The sequence below is a fragment of the Pseudomonas sp. J380 genome (genome assembly GCF_009827115.1).
Lineage (GTDB): Bacteria > Pseudomonadota > Gammaproteobacteria > Pseudomonadales > Pseudomonadaceae > Aquipseudomonas > Aquipseudomonas paracarnis.
This window is the reverse complement of record NZ_CP043060.1, coordinates 5,485,842-5,502,329: the sequence shown is the minus strand read 5'-3', so window position 1 is coordinate 5,502,329 and position 16,488 is coordinate 5,485,842. Positions and strand designations below refer to the sequence as shown.

18 protein-coding genes and 1 tRNA gene are annotated in these 16,488 nt (G+C 58.8%); 1 reads left to right on the top strand and 18 read right to left on the bottom strand.

The features are described from left to right. Positions 1-15 precede the first annotated feature (15 nt). From FXO12_RS25165 to FXO12_RS25080, 18 genes are all read right to left on the bottom strand, one after another. Positions 16-1,728, bottom strand: a complete 1,713-nt coding sequence (locus FXO12_RS25165; protein WP_054897999.1) for a ShlB/FhaC/HecB family hemolysin secretion/activation protein — start codon at positions 1,726-1,728, stop codon at positions 16-18. 398 nt (positions 1,729-2,126) lie between these two features. Continuing rightward, positions 2,127-2,202, bottom strand: a tRNA-Lys gene (locus FXO12_RS25160). Between the two features lie 123 nt (positions 2,203-2,325). Next, on the bottom strand, positions 2,326-2,973 hold the full coding sequence (queE, locus tag FXO12_RS25155; protein ID WP_034128580.1) for a 7-carboxy-7-deazaguanine synthase QueE: 648 nt from the start codon (positions 2,971-2,973) through the stop codon (positions 2,326-2,328). 164 nt (positions 2,974-3,137) lie between these two features. Then, entirely contained in the window at positions 3,138-3,968 is an 831-nt protein-coding gene (ybgF, locus tag FXO12_RS25150; protein WP_054898000.1) for a tol-pal system protein YbgF, read from the bottom strand. Positions 3,969-3,974: 6 nt separating this feature from the next. Beyond that, positions 3,975-4,475, bottom strand: a complete 501-nt coding sequence (pal, locus tag FXO12_RS25145; protein WP_003193861.1) for a peptidoglycan-associated lipoprotein Pal — start codon at positions 4,473-4,475, stop codon at positions 3,975-3,977. A gap of 55 nt (positions 4,476-4,530) precedes the next feature. Continuing rightward, the gene (gene tolB, locus FXO12_RS25140) at positions 4,531-5,811 is read right to left on the bottom strand and encodes a Tol-Pal system beta propeller repeat protein TolB (RefSeq protein WP_032874245.1); all 1,281 of its coding nucleotides are present in this window, start codon (positions 5,809-5,811) and stop codon (positions 4,531-4,533) included. A 17-nt stretch (positions 5,812-5,828) separates the two neighbouring features. Continuing rightward, positions 5,829-6,902 (bottom strand): cell envelope integrity protein TolA, encoded by a 1,074-nt coding sequence (gene tolA / locus FXO12_RS25135; protein ID WP_003193863.1) that lies wholly within the window; start codon positions 6,900-6,902, stop codon positions 5,829-5,831. Further along, the gene (gene tolR, locus FXO12_RS25130; protein WP_161793227.1) at positions 6,902-7,354 is read right to left on the bottom strand and encodes a protein TolR; all 453 of its coding nucleotides are present in this window, start codon (positions 7,352-7,354) and stop codon (positions 6,902-6,904) included. The genes tolA and tolR overlap by 1 nt, the downstream gene beginning before the upstream one ends. 23 nt (positions 7,355-7,377) lie before the next feature. Further along, positions 7,378-8,073: a protein TolQ gene (gene tolQ, locus FXO12_RS25125; RefSeq protein ID WP_160049775.1), complete on the bottom strand. Its 696-nt coding sequence runs from the start codon at positions 8,071-8,073 to the stop codon at positions 7,378-7,380. A 1-nt stretch (position 8,074) separates the two neighbouring features. Beyond that, positions 8,075-8,530, bottom strand: coding sequence for a tol-pal system-associated acyl-CoA thioesterase (ybgC, locus tag FXO12_RS25120; protein WP_014719714.1), 456 nt, complete (start codon positions 8,528-8,530; stop codon positions 8,075-8,077). A gap of 238 nt (positions 8,531-8,768) precedes the next feature. Beyond that, positions 8,769-9,827 (bottom strand): Holliday junction branch migration DNA helicase RuvB, encoded by a 1,059-nt coding sequence (gene ruvB, locus FXO12_RS25115; RefSeq protein WP_003193867.1) that lies wholly within the window; start codon positions 9,825-9,827, stop codon positions 8,769-8,771. After that, the gene (ruvA, locus tag FXO12_RS25110) at positions 9,828-10,439 is read right to left on the bottom strand and encodes a Holliday junction branch migration protein RuvA (RefSeq protein ID WP_003193868.1); all 612 of its coding nucleotides are present in this window, start codon (positions 10,437-10,439) and stop codon (positions 9,828-9,830) included. 70 nt (positions 10,440-10,509) lie between these two features. Further along, entirely contained in the window at positions 10,510-11,034 is a 525-nt protein-coding gene (gene ruvC / locus FXO12_RS25105; protein ID WP_019821257.1) for a crossover junction endodeoxyribonuclease RuvC, read from the bottom strand. 93 nt (positions 11,035-11,127) lie between these two features. Beyond that, positions 11,128-11,874, bottom strand: a complete 747-nt coding sequence (locus FXO12_RS25100; protein ID WP_034128583.1) for a YebC/PmpR family DNA-binding transcriptional regulator — start codon at positions 11,872-11,874, stop codon at positions 11,128-11,130. A 302-nt stretch (positions 11,875-12,176) separates the two neighbouring features. Next, entirely contained in the window at positions 12,177-13,952 is a 1,776-nt protein-coding gene (gene aspS, locus FXO12_RS25095) for an aspartate--tRNA ligase (RefSeq protein ID WP_057975106.1), read from the bottom strand. A 108-nt stretch (positions 13,953-14,060) separates the two neighbouring features. Then, positions 14,061-14,282, bottom strand: a complete 222-nt coding sequence (locus FXO12_RS25090; RefSeq protein ID WP_003193872.1) for an FmdB family zinc ribbon protein — start codon at positions 14,280-14,282, stop codon at positions 14,061-14,063. A gap of 162 nt (positions 14,283-14,444) precedes the next feature. Then, positions 14,445-14,798: a ribbon-helix-helix domain-containing protein gene (locus tag FXO12_RS25085; protein WP_034128584.1), complete on the bottom strand. Its 354-nt coding sequence runs from the start codon at positions 14,796-14,798 to the stop codon at positions 14,445-14,447. A 180-nt stretch (positions 14,799-14,978) separates the two neighbouring features. Next, positions 14,979-15,452 carry a Dps family protein gene (locus FXO12_RS25080; protein ID WP_057975105.1) on the bottom strand — a complete coding sequence of 158 codons (474 nt, stop codon included), beginning with the start codon at positions 15,450-15,452 and terminating at the stop codon, positions 14,979-14,981. Positions 15,453-15,879: 427 nt separating this feature from the next. Between FXO12_RS25080 and FXO12_RS29315 the strand changes: the two genes are divergently transcribed. Then, complete coding sequence (locus tag FXO12_RS29315) at positions 15,880-16,482, top strand: cold-shock protein (protein ID WP_003193875.1); 603 nt, start codon at positions 15,880-15,882, stop codon at positions 16,480-16,482. Positions 16,483-16,488 lie beyond the last annotated feature (6 nt).

Sequence of the window (16,488 nt, the reverse complement as noted above, 5' to 3'; positions counted from 1 at the left end):
CAACTGGGCGTTGAATTACAGGAAGAAATCCATGCGGAAGTAGATCGGTGCTTCGCGCTCAAGCAGCGCGGCCGGTCGTTCCAGCGAGTGGGCAAAGGTCACGCTGGTGCTCACGTGTTGGCCGCGGGCGAACAGCTCAAGGGAGTTGCTCGAGACGCGGCCGTGCACTTCGCCGTTGTAGCGACCATTGCGGATCACGCCTTGGTCGTAGCCCACGCTGGCACCGTACTCGCCGAACACCGGGCGCAGCCAACCGAGGGTCACCGGGCGGCTCCAGCGCAGGTCATTGCGCCAGTAACCGCCGCTGTCGCCGGTCAGTTGCTGATCCTTGTAGCCGCGTACCGACGCCGAGCCACCGAGGCTCATGCGCTGGGGGCTGAACAGCACGTCTTCGCTGCGTTGGCCGGTGGCCAGGCTGGTGAAACTGAACGACTCGCCCCACAGCGTGAAGGGTTGCAGGTAGCTGACGGTGGCGGTGTACTTGCGGTAGCGCGCATCCGGCACGCCAGGCAGGGGGTTATGATTGCCTTGGGCGTCGAAGGCGCCGGTGCCGTTTTGCATGCCCACATCGACGTTGACGAACGCACTACCGATACGACGACCATGGTTGATGCCCAACTGCAGTTCACTGAGGCGGTTGCTGCTCTCTTTGAGGCGGCTGCTATCGATGTAGTTGTTGGTTCGCAGGTGGGACAAGCCGACGTTGAGCGACGTCTTGCTCACGGCATCACGGTGGATCACCCGCTCAGCGCGTAACTGATGGTTTTCACTGTCACCGGTTTGCTTGAAGTCGAAACCGTCGCCCTGGACGACCGAACGGTAATCGCTCTGGTTGTAGCTGTAGCTGAAGTTCCACCACCCCCAGGGAACGTTGTAGTAGAGCATCGCGTTCTTGGAAGTTTTCTGATGGTCGCTGACCGCGTCATGGCCGCCGCGCAGAATCAGCTGATCGGCCAGGCCCAGCGGGCTGTCCCATTCAAAGCCGGTGCCCCACTGCTGTTCGCCGGTGCTTTTCTGGCCGTCGTTGTTACGTGAAAGGCTGGCGCGCCATGGCTTTTGCGGGGTGTTTTTGACCAATACCGAGCTGCCGCCCACGGCCTCGCCCGGGGTCAGCTCCATTTGGGCTTGATTGGACGGCAAGCGATTGAGTTGGTCGACGGCCTGCTCGATTTCTCGCAGGTTCAATATCTCGCCGCTTTTGCCGGGAAAGGCCATGGCCAGCTCGCGGTCCGTCAACTTGCTGTTGTCGGCGCCCTTTAAGCCTTCGAGTTTGCCCTCCACCACCAGCACTTGCAGATGCCCCTTGGACATGTCCTGTTGCGGCAAGTAGGCGCGACTCGTCATCAGGCCCTTGTCGATGTAGAAGTCGGTGAGGTCTTTGAGCAGGGCGTTGAGTTGTGAGACGCCCAGGCATTGACCGGTGTACGGTTTGAGCAGACGCTCGCGTTCAGGGGCAGGCAGGTGGTCGGCCCCCTGGAGTTCAATGGTTTGGATCGGGAAGCAACGGCTGTCCACCGGGGCTGCTGGCGCTTCGGGCCTGGCCTCTTTGCCGGGCAGTTCCTTGAGTTGTTCAAGGCGGCGTTGCTGATCTTCCAACAGGCGGTTTTGCCGGTCGCGGATCAGGTCCTGATCACCCGGAAGGGTTGCCGCCATCACGCTGGGGGAGGCGAGGCAGACAAGCAGGGCAATGCTCAGTGAATACCGAGTCCGTGGCGGTTGGGAATTCATGTTCGATCCATCGAATTTACGAAGGGTGGCAAACTAACATCGACCGCCTTTCTCGCCAATAATCTGACCCACCTTTGGGTAACACCCTAAAAAAACTGTAACTAGCTGACGAATAAAGAAAATAATCGAATAAGAATGGATATCGCTTGAAGTTATTGGTTGTTTTCCGACCAGCGGTATCAGATTTGATACACATTGAGCACCCACACGAACGCCCGGACTATTGGGTCAGCACCGGTCCGCATATGAATATTTGAATTTAAGGAATTTTTGGACGACAACGGAAATTTGCGCAGACGTTGACCCAACGTCGACTCGGGCAGGCCAAATCACAGGCAAAAAAAAACCCGGAAATCCTCACTTGCGTGGGCCTTCCGGATTTTCTAAACCGCCAAAAATGGTGGGTCGTGTGGGATTCGAACCTACGACCAATTGGTTAAAAGCCAACTGCTCTACCAACTGAGCTAACGACCCGCTGTGTGGTGGCGCGTATAATACTGATTTCTAAGGATTATTCAACACCTTATTTTAAATAAATCAGAAAAAACGCATTTGAACGGTAATTCGGTGGGTAGAACGCCTATCGCAGCAGCCGGATCAGCGCCCCGGCTCGTCGTTCCACAGGTACTTGTGCAGCTGCAATTGCAGGCGTACCGGCAGGTTGTCCGCCACTACCCAATCCGCCAGGTCACGGGCATTCAGGTCGTGATGGCTTGGCGAGAACAGCACCTCGCCCGCTCGACGCTCCAGGCCATACTGGATCAGCTTGGAGGTGGCCCAGTCATAATCGTCACGGGAACAGATGACGAACTTGACCTGATCGTTGGCCGTCAGCAAGTCCATGTTCTCGTAGCGATTGCGGTGGGCTTCCTTGGAGTCCGGGGTCTTGAGGTCAACCACTCGGCTGACGCGCGGGTCGACCGCGGAGATGTCCAGGGCGCCACTGGTTTCCAGGGAGACCTCGTAACCGGCATCACACAGCTGTTTGAGCAACGGAATGGCGTTGGGTTGCGCCAGAGGCTCACCGCCCGTCACGCAGACGTAGCGCGGCCGGTAACCGGCAACCTGCTCCAGGATGTCGTCGAGGGTGCGCACAGTGCCGCCGCTGAAGGCGTAGGCGCTGTCACAGTATTGGCAACGCAACGGGCAGCCGGTCAACCGTACAAAGACAGTGGGCAGGCCAGCAGTGCGCGTTTCACCCTGCAACGAGTAAAAGACTTCGGTAATACGTAATGTGTCTTGCATAGTCGCCACGGGCGTAACAGCTAAACAGGCTGTCCGCCTCCGTCAGGCACTTCAAGGGATTGCGCCAACGCGTCAACCCCAGGAAGCGTGTTTCATAAAAGGGCGTGGATTCTAACGAAAAAACCCGCGACAAGCGCGGGTTTCTTCTGAACGGGCTGCATTGCTTACAAGCGTTGCAGGTCCCGCTGGGCCAACTGCGCCGCGGAGGTACCCGGATACTGGGCAACCACCTGCTGCAGAATACCTTTGACCTTGTCGGTGTGACCCAGGCGGCGTTCTACGTCAGCTAGTTTGTACAGCGAATCCGGAACCTTGGCGTGCTTGGGGTACAGCTGGCTGACCTTGGCAAAAGCCTGGCCCGCGCCCTGCAAATCACCCTTTGCCAGGTTGACCTCACCCAACCAGTACTGGGCATTGCCCGCGTACTGGCTGTTGGGGTACTTGCGCAGGAAAGCGGTGAAGGCCTGACTGGCCTTATCGAAATCCTTGGCCTTGATCAGGTCGAAGGCTGCATCGTAATACAGTTTTTCCTTCGCCGGATCACCCGGTTCACTGCTGGCGGCAGGGGCAGCCGCGGCGGCCCCCGCTGCTGCGCCACCGGCAGCGGCACTGGGTGCGCCACCGGTAGAAGAATTATCAGGAGTAGCGGCAGGTGCAACACCGGCTCCAATACGACGGTCAAGATCCTGGTAACGCTCCAGGCCTTCTTGCTTCAGCTGGTTCACTTGGTTCTGCAGAACTTCAATGGCGCCTTGTTGCTGGGCCAACTGATCCTGCATGCGTTGCAGCTGGTTGAACAGTTCGCCCTGTGCCGAGGGAGCGGACGTAGCCGCTCCCCCCGCATAGGCGCCGTTCGTGCCATAACCCGCTGGCGGATAACTGCTCCCGCTATTGTTATAGCCTGAGTTGCTATCCGTTACAGGAACCGCAGCCCACACCGCAAGCGGTGCGAAGCTGAGAGCCAATACAGTTAGAGCACGACGGCACGTTCGCATGACGAATTACTTACGCAGTTCGACGCGACGGTTCTGAGCCCACGACTGTTCGTCGTTGCCAGTTGCAACTGGACGCTCTTTACCGTAGGAAACCAGTTCCAGTTGGCCTGGAGCAACACCTTGCAGTACCAGGTAGCGCTGAACGGCTTTCGCACGACGCTCGCCCAGTGCCATGTTGTACTCACGAGTACCACGGGCGTCAGTGTTACCTTCCAGAACAACGCGAGCGCCGTTAGCTTTCAGGTCCTTGGCGTGAACGTCCAGAGCGCGCATGGCTTCTGGCTTCAGGTCCGAACTGTCGTATTCGAAGTAGAAAGTGGTGATAGCGCGCAGAGCAGCTTCTTCGCTCAGGGAGCCGTCGACCGCACCAGTGTTGGCGCCGTAACCAGCGTTTGGATCAACAGCTGCGCCTTCACCGGCATTGTCGCCGCCTTTAGAGGAGCAACCAACGGCTACGGACAGAGCCAGAGCCAGAGCAGCAAACTTACCAAACTTCAGCATTTCCATCGTGAAACTCCTAATGAACCCCAGTGTGTTAAGTACTTCTTTTTGTAGCGCCGCGTCAGTTCAGGTAAGGGGACCAGGATGGTTCTCTGACTTCGCCTTGTGCGGTAGGAAGTGGGAGCCTTACGCGTCCGTTGATGGACACGAGCATCAAGACTCCCCGGCCCTGCTGGCGGGTGGCGTAGATTACCATGGTGCCGTTGGGCGCAACAGTGGCTGACTCATCAAGGTTGGTATCTGTAAGGATTTTTACGGTTCCGCGCTGCAAATCCTGGGCCGCAACCCGGAAATTAGTGAAACCATCCTGACGGTGAATCATCACCAACGTCTTTTCATCGGCCGAAAGCTTGGGGTTGGCGTTGTAGTTACCAATAAAGGTCACACGTTCCGCACCGCCGCCGTTCACATTTGCCTTGTAGACCTGAGGCTTGCCGCCACGGTCGGAGGTGAAGTAGATGGTCGAGCCATCCTTGCCCCAGAACGGTTCGGTGTTGATGCCCGGGCCGCTGGTCACACGCGAGAGTTGACGCGAGGCCATGTTCATCACGTAGATATCCGGGTTGCCGTCCTTGGACAGCACGAAAGCCAGGCGCGAACCGTCCGGCGACCAGGCTGGCGCACCGTTGAGGCCTTCGAAGTTGGTGATCTGCTCACGACGGCCAGTATCGATGTGCTGCACAAAGATACGCGGGCGACGCTGTTCGAACGATACGTAGGCAATACGCTTGCCGTCCGGCGCGAAGCGCGGCGACAGGATTGGCTCACGGGACTGCAGCAAGGTCACTGCACGAGCACCGTCGTAGTCCGAACGCTGCAGGGTGTAGCGGGTATTGTCTACAGAGAAACGCTCAGCCGTGACATACAGTAGGCGCGTCGAGAACGCCCCCTTGATACCGGTGAGTTTTTCAAACGACTGGTCCGAGATGTAGTGAGCCATGTCGCGCAGTTGTTCGGCGGTACCCGATACGCTGCCGGTCAAGACCTGCTGCTCGGTGGCCACGTTGAACAACGTGTACTGGATCTGCAGGCGACCGCCGGCCGGCGTGATGCTGCCGACCATCAGGTACTGGGCACCCACCGCCTTCCAGTCACGGAAGATGACTTCGCTGGCCTGGGTTGGCTGGCTGATCATGTTGCCTTTTGGAATCGGCGCGTAGTAACCGGAGTTACGCAGGTCGTCGCTGACGATCTGGGCCATGTCGTCCGGCAGCACGCTGCCGCCCTGCCAACCGAACGGCACGACTGCAATCGGGGTGGCCCGATCACTGCCGCTGGTTACCAGGATGTTCTTTTCATCCGCCGCCGCTATCCCTGCCATACAGCAAATAACGACAAGCATTCCTCGAAGAAGGTTTCTCACAAGGCTAGATCCTCAGGTGTGAATGTCATCTTGAATGAACGATAGGGAGCGAAGTCACTTGGTTTCATTCCCTGCATCTCGGTCAACCGGCCAATATTCTTGACCGCGGCAACCGCCGAACTGTCGAACGAACCGTCACCACTGGACTTGGCCACGCTGACCGAAGTCACCGTACCGTCCGGCAACATGCCGATCTGCAGCACTACTGTCATGCCTTTACGTGCCGAAGGTGGACGTGTCCAACCTTCCGCTGCCCGCGCCCGAATCAGGTCGTCGAAACTGCCCGCGACTTCATCGCCACGCTCATCGGCCAAGGCTTGCTGACGCTGCGGCGTGTCGGAAAGCAAATCTGCCAGGGCCTGGGCCTTTTTCTCTTCGGCGGATTTGCGTGCTGCTTCCTGGGCCTTTTTCTTGGAGGCGTCGGCGGCAGCTTTCTTCTTCGCTTCGTCGGCGACTTTCTTCTTCGCCTCGTCTGCTTCAGCTTTTTTCTTGGCGTCTTCGGCGGCTTTCTTTTTCGCGTCTTCGACTATCTTTTTCTTGGCTTCTTCAGCGGCCTTTTTCTTGGCCTCTTCTTCGGCAGCCTTCTTGGCTTCTTCTTCCGATTTCTTCTTGGCTATATCAGCCAATTGTTTCTCTTCGGCCTTTTTCGCTTCGGCAGCTTTCTCGGCTTTCTTGGCTTCATCAGCCTTTTTAGCCTCGTCGGCCTTCTTGGCTTCGTCAGCCTTTTTCGATTCCTCGGCCTTTTGAGCCGCCTCTTCTTTCTTTTGTTCCGCAGCAGCCTTCACCGCTTCCTGCTCGACCTTCTTCTGTTCCATCTGCTCGACTTCAGTCTGGCGCGCGGCCGACTTCTGGGCCTCACCCGCAATCTTCTGATTGGTCTGGGTGGTGGCCTGACTTTTCGATTTCAGCTGATACAGGGTCGCCTGCACGATCGGCTTGGCTGGCGGCAGGTCCGGGGTCATGGCAAAGCTGACGAACAGCATGCCGAACACCAGGACGTGCAGGGCAATTGCCCACACGCCAGGCCAGAAGTAGCTTTCCGAGGCGGACGGCTCTCGCTGTTGCTGCATCAGGGCGCCTCGGTAATCAAGCCAACGTTACCGACGCCGGCCTTCTGCAGCCCGCCCATGGCGCCCATGACGGAGCCGTAGTCGACCGATTTGTCACCCCGGATAAACACCTGGGTGTGCTTGCCGCCTTCGTTGCCGGAGCGAATGATCTTGGTCACCGCATCGGTCATTGCAGGCAAGGTCAGGGCCTTGTCCTGCTGCTTTTGCGTATCGACTTCGCTGCCAAGGTTCCAGTAATAGGTCTTGTCAGCCTTGATCGAAATGGTCAGGACCTGAGTGTTGTTGTCCTGCGGCAAGGCTTCACTGGAAACCTTGGGCAGATCAACTTTCACGCCCTGGTTGAGCATCGGCGCGGTCACCATGAAGATCACCAGCAGCACCAGCATCACGTCGATGTAGGGCACTACGTTCATCTCGGCGACCGGCTTGCGCTTTTTGCGAGCTCGAGCGATTAAAGCCATTGGGAATTACCTGCTTATTCTTCGCTGGTGTGCACTTTACGGTGCAGGATCGCCTGGAATTCATCGGCGAAGGTGTAGTAACGGCCGATCAAGGTTTCGCTGGTTGCGGCAAAACGGTTGTAGGCGATTACTGCGGGGATAGCGGCGAACAGGCCGATCGCGGTGGCGATCAGGGCTTCGGCAATACCCGGGGCCACGGTGGCCAGTGTGGCTTGCTGCGCCTGGGCCAGGCCACGGAAGGAGTTCATGATGCCCCATACGGTACCGAACAGGCCGATGTACGGGCTGACGGAACCGACGGTGGCAAGGAACGGCAGGCCCTGCTCGAGTTTCTCTTCTTCGCGGGAGATGGCCACGCGCATGGCACGGGCCACACCTTCCATCACCGCTTCAGGATCGACACCTGGCTGCTGGCGCAGGCGCGAGAACTCCTTGAAGCCAGCACGGAAGATCTGCTCGACGCCCGAATCCGGATCCGGGTTGCTGCCTGCCTGGCGGTACAGTTTGGACAGGTCGATACCCGACCAGAAGCGCTCTTCAAAGCTCTCCAGGGCACGTCGACGGGCGCGCAACATGTTGCTGCGCTGAAAAATCATGACCCAAGAGGTAACCGATGCGGCTACCAGGGTCAGCATGACCAGTTGAACCACGACACTGGCATTGCTGACCAGGCTCCACATGGAGGAATGGTCGACGACGGTAGGTTCCACGCTAAATCTCCTGCTTTGATTGTTGACCCGCGCCGCTCACGGCGGCAAAGGCCGCGCGTAGAGTTTCGGGAATGGCCCGAGGTTTCAAGCTGTTGGTGCGCACACACGCCACCAGGAACTGCCCCTCACAGAGCAGCGTTGCATCCGTGGCCCGCCTGACCTGCTGTTTGAAACGCAGGCTGGCACGGTTCAATTCGATGACTTCAGCGCTGACCAGCAACTCATCGTCCAGTCGCGCCGGCGCGTAATACCGCGCCTCGCTGGAATGCACGACGAATAACAGGTCCTCGCCTACCAGCTCGGACTGGGCAAAACCCAACTCCCGCAGCCGCTCGGTTCGAGCCCGTTCCATGAATTTCAGGTAATTGACGTAATAAACGATGCCGCCGGCATCGGTGTCCTCGTAATAAACGCGACAGCGATGTGCGAACGACTGATCCCCGTTTTGCGCGCGCATACTCTAGTGCTTACTCCTCAGGTTGCCAATTGGCTGGGCAACTGTTTTTTCATTCCTGAACGCTTTCAAATGACGACGCCAGACACTGGGACAGCACAAAGCTCAGATAAATCACCCCACATGACAAATACCCTGTAGGAGCGAGCTTGCTCGCGAAGAACCTGAGCACGCCGCGTATAACCAGACATACCGCGTTATCGTTGGCGTTTTTCGCGAGCAAGCTCGCTCCTGCAATTTTTTAATCGTCCACTGCATCGAGGAATTCGTCTACCACGGGCATCTCTCCCAATCGTGACGGAATGTTTAGCCCGAAGTGCAAATAGGCATGACGCGTCACCACCCTGCCCCGCGGGGTTCGCATGATGTAGCCCTGCTGAATCAGGTACGGTTCCAGCACATCCTCAATGGTATGGCGCTCCTCACTGATGGCTGCGGCCAGGCTGTCCACGCCGACCGGGCCACCGTCGAATTTCTCGATCATGGTCAAAAGTAGGCGTCGATCTTGGTGATCAAAACCATGTTCGTCCACATCCAGCAGGTTCAAGGCCAGGTCCGCCACGGCCTTGGTGATGTGGCCCTTGGCACGCACCTCGGCAAAGTCTCGCACGCGGCGCAGCAAACGGTTGGCAATTCGTGGCGTACCGCGAGCGCGTCGAGCGATTTCAAAGGCGCCTTCCGGGTCCAGGGGCAAGCCGAGGATACTCGCCGACCGGCTGACAATGGTCGCCAGATCGGCGGTGCTATAGAACTCTAGACGTTGAACAATGCCGAAACGGTCTCGCAGCGGGTTGGTCAACATGCCCGCGCGGGTGGTCGCGCCCACCAGGGTAAAGGGCGGCAGGTCGAGTTTGATCGAACGGGCCGCCGGGCCTTCGCCGATCATGATGTCGAGCTGGAAGTCTTCCATGGCTGGGTACAGCACTTCTTCGACAATCGGCGACAAGCGATGGATTTCGTCGATAAACAGCACGTCATGGGGTTCAAGATTGGTCAGCAACGCGGCCAAGTCGCCAGGACGCTCAAGCACCGGGCCGGAGGTGGACTTGATCGACACGCCCATTTCCTGGGCGATGATATTGGCCAGAGTGGTCTTGCCCAAACCCGGCGGGCCGAAGATCAGGGTGTGGTCCAGGGACTCACTGCGCCCGCGAGCGGCCTGGATAAACAGCTCCATCTGCTCGCGCACGGTGGGCTGGCCGATGTATTCGGCCAGGCTCAACGGGCGGATGGCCCGGTCCTGGACTTCTTCACGGTCACGCGGGCCGGTGGCCGCGATCAGACGATCGGCTTCAATCACTTAAATCATTCCCTTCAGGGCACGGCGAATCATGTCTTCAGCGCTCAGGTTCTTGTCCTTGATGGCCGATACGGCCTTGCTGGCTTCCTGAGGCTTGTAGCCCAGGGAGATCAGCGCATTGACGGCATCGCTTTCCGCGCTGGCGACCTGGGCCGCCGGCATATCCGGCTGGTTCGGTACCAGGGCGAACATGCTCGGCACCACCTCCCAGGCTTTGAAGCGGTCCTTGAGCTCGACCAACAAGCGCTCGGCGGTCTTCTTGCCCACCCCCGGCACCTTGGTCAGGGCCGAGGTATCCTGGGCCGATACAGCCCGGACCAATTCATCCACTTCCAGGCTCGACATCAAGGCCAGGGCCAATTTGGGCCCCACGCCATTGAGACGAATCAGCTCGCGGAAGAAATCGCGGTCACGCTTGCCGATGAAACCATAGAGTAGTTGCGCGTCTTCGCGCACCACTAAATGAGTGTGCAAGGTTATCGGCTCGCCGACCGACGGCAGGCGATACAGGGTGGTCATGGGCACTTCCAGCTCATAACCCAACCCATTCACATCCAGAATCAGGTGCGGCGGCTGTTTCTCAGCCAGGGTGCCGCGCAAGCGTCCAATCACGGTTCAGATCCTTAAAGCTTGGGGGTCAGATCGGAGCCTGACCGCAAAAATAACGATTGCGCTGATGCTATCAGAGACGCAGCCGCCCGCCACGACTACGTGCTGCGCCCAAGCCGTGAGGCAACAGGCTGGAGCGGGTATGGGCATGGCAAATGGCGATGGCCAGGGCATCCGAGGCGTCGATCTGCGGCTTTGAAGTGAGCTTGAGCATGTGCATGACCATCATTTGCACCTGCTCCTTGTTGGCGCCACCGGTGCCGACCACGGCCTGCTTGACCTGGGTCGCGGTGTATTCAGCGATCTCCATGCCCTCCTCGGCACCTGCCACGATGGCAGCGCCCCGGGCCTGCCCGAGCTTCAACGCCGAGTCGGCATTCTTGGCCATGAAGACTTTCTCTATGCCCATGGTGACCGGGCCGTAGGTCTGGATGACTTCACGTACGCCGCGATAGACGATCTGCAGCCGCTCGGCCAATTCCCCTGCGCCAGTGCGGATGCAGCCCGAGGCGACGTACACACAGCCGCGTGGGGTCTGCTGCACCACGCCAAAGCCGGTGATGCGCGAACCGGGGTCGATACCTAGGATTAAAGTCATAACGCCTGCGGGTTGGATTTACAACGGTATGTGCCAGGCACACATTTGTGTAACAGCATAGAAGCCAGCTCCCACAGTGGATATTCATCGTTCTTAAGCGAGCTGTTCGGCCACAGACTCAGGGATGTCGGCATTCGAATACACATTCTGCACGTCATCCAGATCTTCAAGCATGTCCAGCAGCTTCAGCACCTTCTGGGCACCGTCCAGGTCCAGTTCGGCACTGGTGGTCGGCAGCATCACGATCTCCGCGTCGGTGCCGCTGAAACCAGCGGCTTCCAGGGCATTACGCACGGCGTAGAAGCTGGCGAACGAGGTGAACACATCGATGGAGCCGTCTTCGTTGGTGACCACGTCATCGGCATCCGCTTCCATCGCGGCTTCCATCAGCGCGTCTTCATCGGTGCCCGGTGCGAAGGTGATCTGCCCCTTGCGCTCGAACAGGTAGGCCACCGAGCCGTCCGTGCCAAGGTTGCCGCCACACTTGCTGAACGCATGGCGCACGGCTGCCGCGGTACGGTTGCGGTTGTCGGTCATGCATTCGACCATCACCGCCACGCCGCCCGGGCCGTAGCCTTCATAGGTCAGCTCGACCATGTCGTCGGTGTCGGCCGCACCAGCACCACGGGCCACGGCGCGGTCGATGATGTCGCGGCTCATGTTGGCGCCCAGCGCCTTGTCCAGCGCCAGGCGCAGACGCGGGTTGGAGCCCGGGTCACCGCCACCCTGGCGGGCCGCCACGGTCAGTTCGCGGATCCATTTGGTGAAGATCTTGCCTTTCTTGGCATCCTGACGCTCTTTGCGGTGCTTGATGTTCGCCCACTTGGAATGGCCAGCCATAACACAACTCCGAATTCTCTAGAAATCTTATCAATCCCGCCCTCGGCGTAATGCCGTTCAGTTAAGCGTATATCGCCCCCTGTAGGAGCGAGCTTGCTCGCGAAAAACGTCAACGATAACGCGTGCTTCCTGATTGAACGCGGCGCCTGTGAGTTTTTCGCGAGCAGGCTCGCTCCTACAAAAAGCCTTAACTGATCGGCATTACGCCCCAGGCGAGATTTCCCTCTTTTAAACGCAAAGGCGCATCCGAAGATGCGCCTTTTTGACTGCGTACAACCTTATCGCGCTTTCACGCTGCAGCCTTACTCAGCCTTCGGCGTCTCGCGCAGGCGGATGTGCAGCTCGCGCAGTGCCTTGGCATCAACCACACCCGGAGCCTGGGTCATGACGTCCGCAGCGCTCTGGGTTTTCGGGAAGGCGATCACTTCACGGATCGACTGGGCGCCGGTCATCAGCATCACCAGACGGTCCAGGCCGAACGCCAGGCCACCGTGCGGCGGCGCACCGTATTTCAGGGCGTCGAGCAGGAAGCCGAATTTCTCTGCCTGTTCCGCTTCGTTGATGCCCAGCAGGCGGAAGACCGCTTGTTGCATCTCTTTGCGGTGGATACGGATCGAACCGCCACCCAGTTCAGTACCGTTCAACACCATGTCGTAGGCACGGGACAGCGCGCCTGCAGGGTTGGCTTCCAACTCTTGCGGGGAGCACTTCGGTGCGGTGAACGGGTGGTGCAAGGCGCTGAAGCTGCCGTCGTCGTTCTCTTCGAACATCGGGAAGTCCACAACCCACATCGGCGCCCATTCGCAGGTCAGCAGGTTCAGGTCGTGACCGAGCTTGATACGCAGCGCGCCCAGGGCCTCGCTGACGATCTTGGCCTTGTCGGCGCCGAAGAACACGATGTCGCCATCCACCGCACCGACGCGATCGAGGATCGTGTTCAGGTTGGCTTCAGGGATGTTTTTCACGATCGGCGATTGCAGGCCGTCGACACCGTTGGCGCGCTCGTTGACCTTGATGTACGCCAGGCCCTTGGCACCGTAGATGCCGACGAACTTGGTGTAGTCGTCGATCTGCTTGCGCGGCATGCTCGCGCCGCCAGGCACACGCAGGGCGGCGATGCGGCATTTAGGATCGTTGGCCGGGCCGCTGAACACCTTGAAGTCGACGTCCTTGAGCTGGTCGGCCACGTCCACCAGCTCCAGCGGGTTACGCAGGTCTGGCTTGTCGGAACCGTAGCGGCGCATGGCTTCTTCGAAGGTCATGTGCGGGAACTCGCCGAACTCCAGGTCCAGGACTTCCTTGAACAGGTTGCGGATCATCTGCTCGGTCAGGCCCATGATCTCTTTTTCATCGAGGAAGCTGGTCTCGATGTCGATCTGGGTGAATTCCGGCTGGCGATCGGCACGCAGGTCTTCGTCACGGAAGCACTTGGCGATCTGGTAGTAGCGGTCGAAACCAGCCACCATCAGCAGTTGCTTGAACAGCTGCGGCGATTGCGGCAAGGCGAAGAAGCTGCCGGCATGGGTACGGCTCGGTACCAGGTAGTCGCGCGCGCCTTCCGGGGTGGCCCGGGTGAGGATCGGGGTTTCGACGTCGAGGAAGCCGTTTTCATCCAGGAAGCGGCGGATGCTGGTGGTCATGCGCGAGCGCAGGCGCAGCTTCTCGGCCATTTCCGGACGACGCAGGTCCAGGAAACGGTAGCGCAGGCGAGTTTCTTCGCCCACGTCGGAGTATTCGTTGAGCGGGAACGGCGGGGTTTCCGACTCGTTCAGCACTTCCAGCTCATAGCCCAGCACTTCGATGCCGCCGGACGCCATGTTCTTGTTCACGGCACCGGCCGGACGCAGGCGTACCTTGCCGGTGATCTTCACGACGTATTCGCTGCGCACGCGGTCGGCGGCGGCGAAGCTTTCGGCGCGGTCCGGGTCGAACACTACCTGGGCCAGACCATCACGGTCACGGATATCGAGGAAGATTACCCCGCCGTGGTCGCGGCGACGGTGAACCCATCCGCAAAGGGTGATTTCCTGACCTTCCAGGGTCTCGTTCAGTTGGCCGCAATAGTGGCTGCGCATCATGGTCGTGGTTTCACTTCTCGTAATTCGAAATTCGGTGGCAGGCCCGCCTCGTCACCGCACATTAAAGCAGGGGACGGATAATGCAGGAGCCTGCGCGTAGAGTTCAACTCAGTCTGCTTTGTCGCCGCCGGCCAGGTTCTTCTTGGCACCGGTCTTGAAATCAGTCTCGTACCAGCCGCTGCCGCTCAGGCGGAAGCCCGGCATGGACAACATCTTCTTCAACTCAGGTGCCTGGCAGGCAGGGCAATCGACCAGCGGCGCGGCGCTGATCTTCTGAATGGCTTCCAACTGATGACCACAGGAAGCGCATTGATAGTCGTACATGGGCATGGAGATGTCTCGGCGATCAGATCGTTACAGCGCCACGCCCTGCCCTGTGCATAAAGCCCGGCATGCGCAGCAAAGCGCGGGATTATATCTGGTAAATCAATACAGCGCAGCCGGCTTTGTGCCCAGGACCCGGCCCGTCGGGCTGAAGGCCCGGCCATCGGACTACTGCGCGAGCGTATCCCCGGACGTGAGGGCGCCCCGACCTTTGAGGACGTGAACCACGCACACCACCCTCACCAGCCCACTGAAGTTCTTCACGCCTCCGTAACGCAAATGCACTTCCCGATCGACATAGGACAACAGCGCACTGACCGAACAGGTATTGAGCCTGGCGATTTCCGTCAGGATATTCCAATAGATCTGTTCAAGCCGCAGGCAGGTAGAAAACCCATTGAGCCTGACCGAACGGGACAGTGGCTTGGCCAGCCCCATATCAAAACCCTTGGTAAAAGGGTCGACCTTTATCTTGTGAAAACCACAGGCTTCCATCATTCCCTTACCCACTCCACGTGACATACACCTGACACTCCATTGCCAAACAGCAGCCAATGGGCTTCTCCCATTGGACGATGGCCTATAAAACAGCAGCCAGCGCAGAGCAGCCAGAAGACGGGGAGTTGTTAGTTGTAGGACAACGCCAGGAAGCGCAGGGAAACCAGCAGGCGGCGCCGAAAAGGCGCCGCCTGGGTTCGACAGTTACTGGTTTTCAAGCAGGGAGCGCAGCATCCACGCGGTTTTCTCATGAACCTGCATACGCTGGGTCAAGAGGTCCGCCGTCGGCTCATCACTGACTTTGTCGAGCAATGGGAAGATGCCTCGCGCGGTACGCGTGACTGCTTCCTGACCGGCCACCAACTGGTTGATCATCTCTTCGGCGCTCGGCACCCCCTCTTCTTCCTTGATGGAAGACAGGCGGGCGTAAATCGAATAGGCACCCGGCGCCGGGAAGCCCAGGGCACGGATACGCTCGGCGATGGAGTCCACTGCCAGCGCAAGCTCGTTGTACTGCTCTTCGAACATCAGATGCAGCGTACGAAACATGGGGCCTGTGACGTTCCAATGGAAATTGTGGGTCTTCAGATACAGAACATAGGTATCGGAGAGTAGGCGGGAAAGTCCGTCGACGATGGATTTACGGTCTTCTTCACTGATACCAATATCGATTGCCATGTGTTTCCCCTTCAATTGACGAGCATTCATTGATCAGGTGCAGTTCCACTCTAGCAAGAGAGTGCGCCACGTGCAGCCCGACACACTCGGGCTGCATGCGGCAAATCGCCCCGCACCGACTGCGGTATCTGACTTGGCAAGCCTATTTACCTGTAGGAAGGGTCTAGGCCACCACTGAAAAAATCCCGCACCTGTCTAGGACAAGCGTTTGACGCAGAAATGCCGTGGCCGTGGCAACACCCCGAAATGCTTGATTTGAGTAGGCACAGCCTTTGCTGTTAAATAGACGCGGTGTGGCTGCCGTTTATTCCTGCGGCACGTCACATAGGCTGATACCCGCGCACGTGCTCAACGCCTCCCATTGTTCAGAAGCGAACCGTGCCAGTCAGCTCTTCCTTGTGATCCGTCTTAACGTGAGTTAACCAAAATGTTGAAAATCGTCCACCTGCTAACGGGCGTCGCAGCCTTGCTGCTGTCCTTTATTCCGAGCCTGCAGCCTGAAAGCCTGCCCTACCTGGAACAACACGACGCCCTGTACCTGGCCTTGTTCGGCCTTCTTAACCTGACGCTCGCACCGGTAATCCCTTACTGGAACAAAGGCACGCGTCATCAACTGCAAAACCTGGTCAGTGCGCTGCTGGTGCTGACTGTTGTCGTACAAACCCTCACCCTCCTGGCGCCCATGCCTGAAGTCGGGGGCCATCCGGCCATCCTGCTCAGCCTGGTGATCGCTGTGGTCGCCATCGTTCTTCACCTGGCCATCAGCTTCTACCGCTCGTCTCCAGCGGCCGCGTCGCAAAACTATGACATGACCAACCGGGATACCGGGACCGTCAAGTGGTTCAACACCTCCAAGGGCTTCGGCTTCATTTCCCGCGACTCGGGCGACGATATCTTCGTCCACTTCCGAGCCATTCGTGGCGAAGGCCATCGCGTCCTGGTCGAAGGCCAGCGCGTAGAGTTCTCGGTGATGAACCGTGACAAGGGCCTGCAAGCCGAAGATGTCATCGCTGCCCTGCCGCGTCGCTGATCCCAG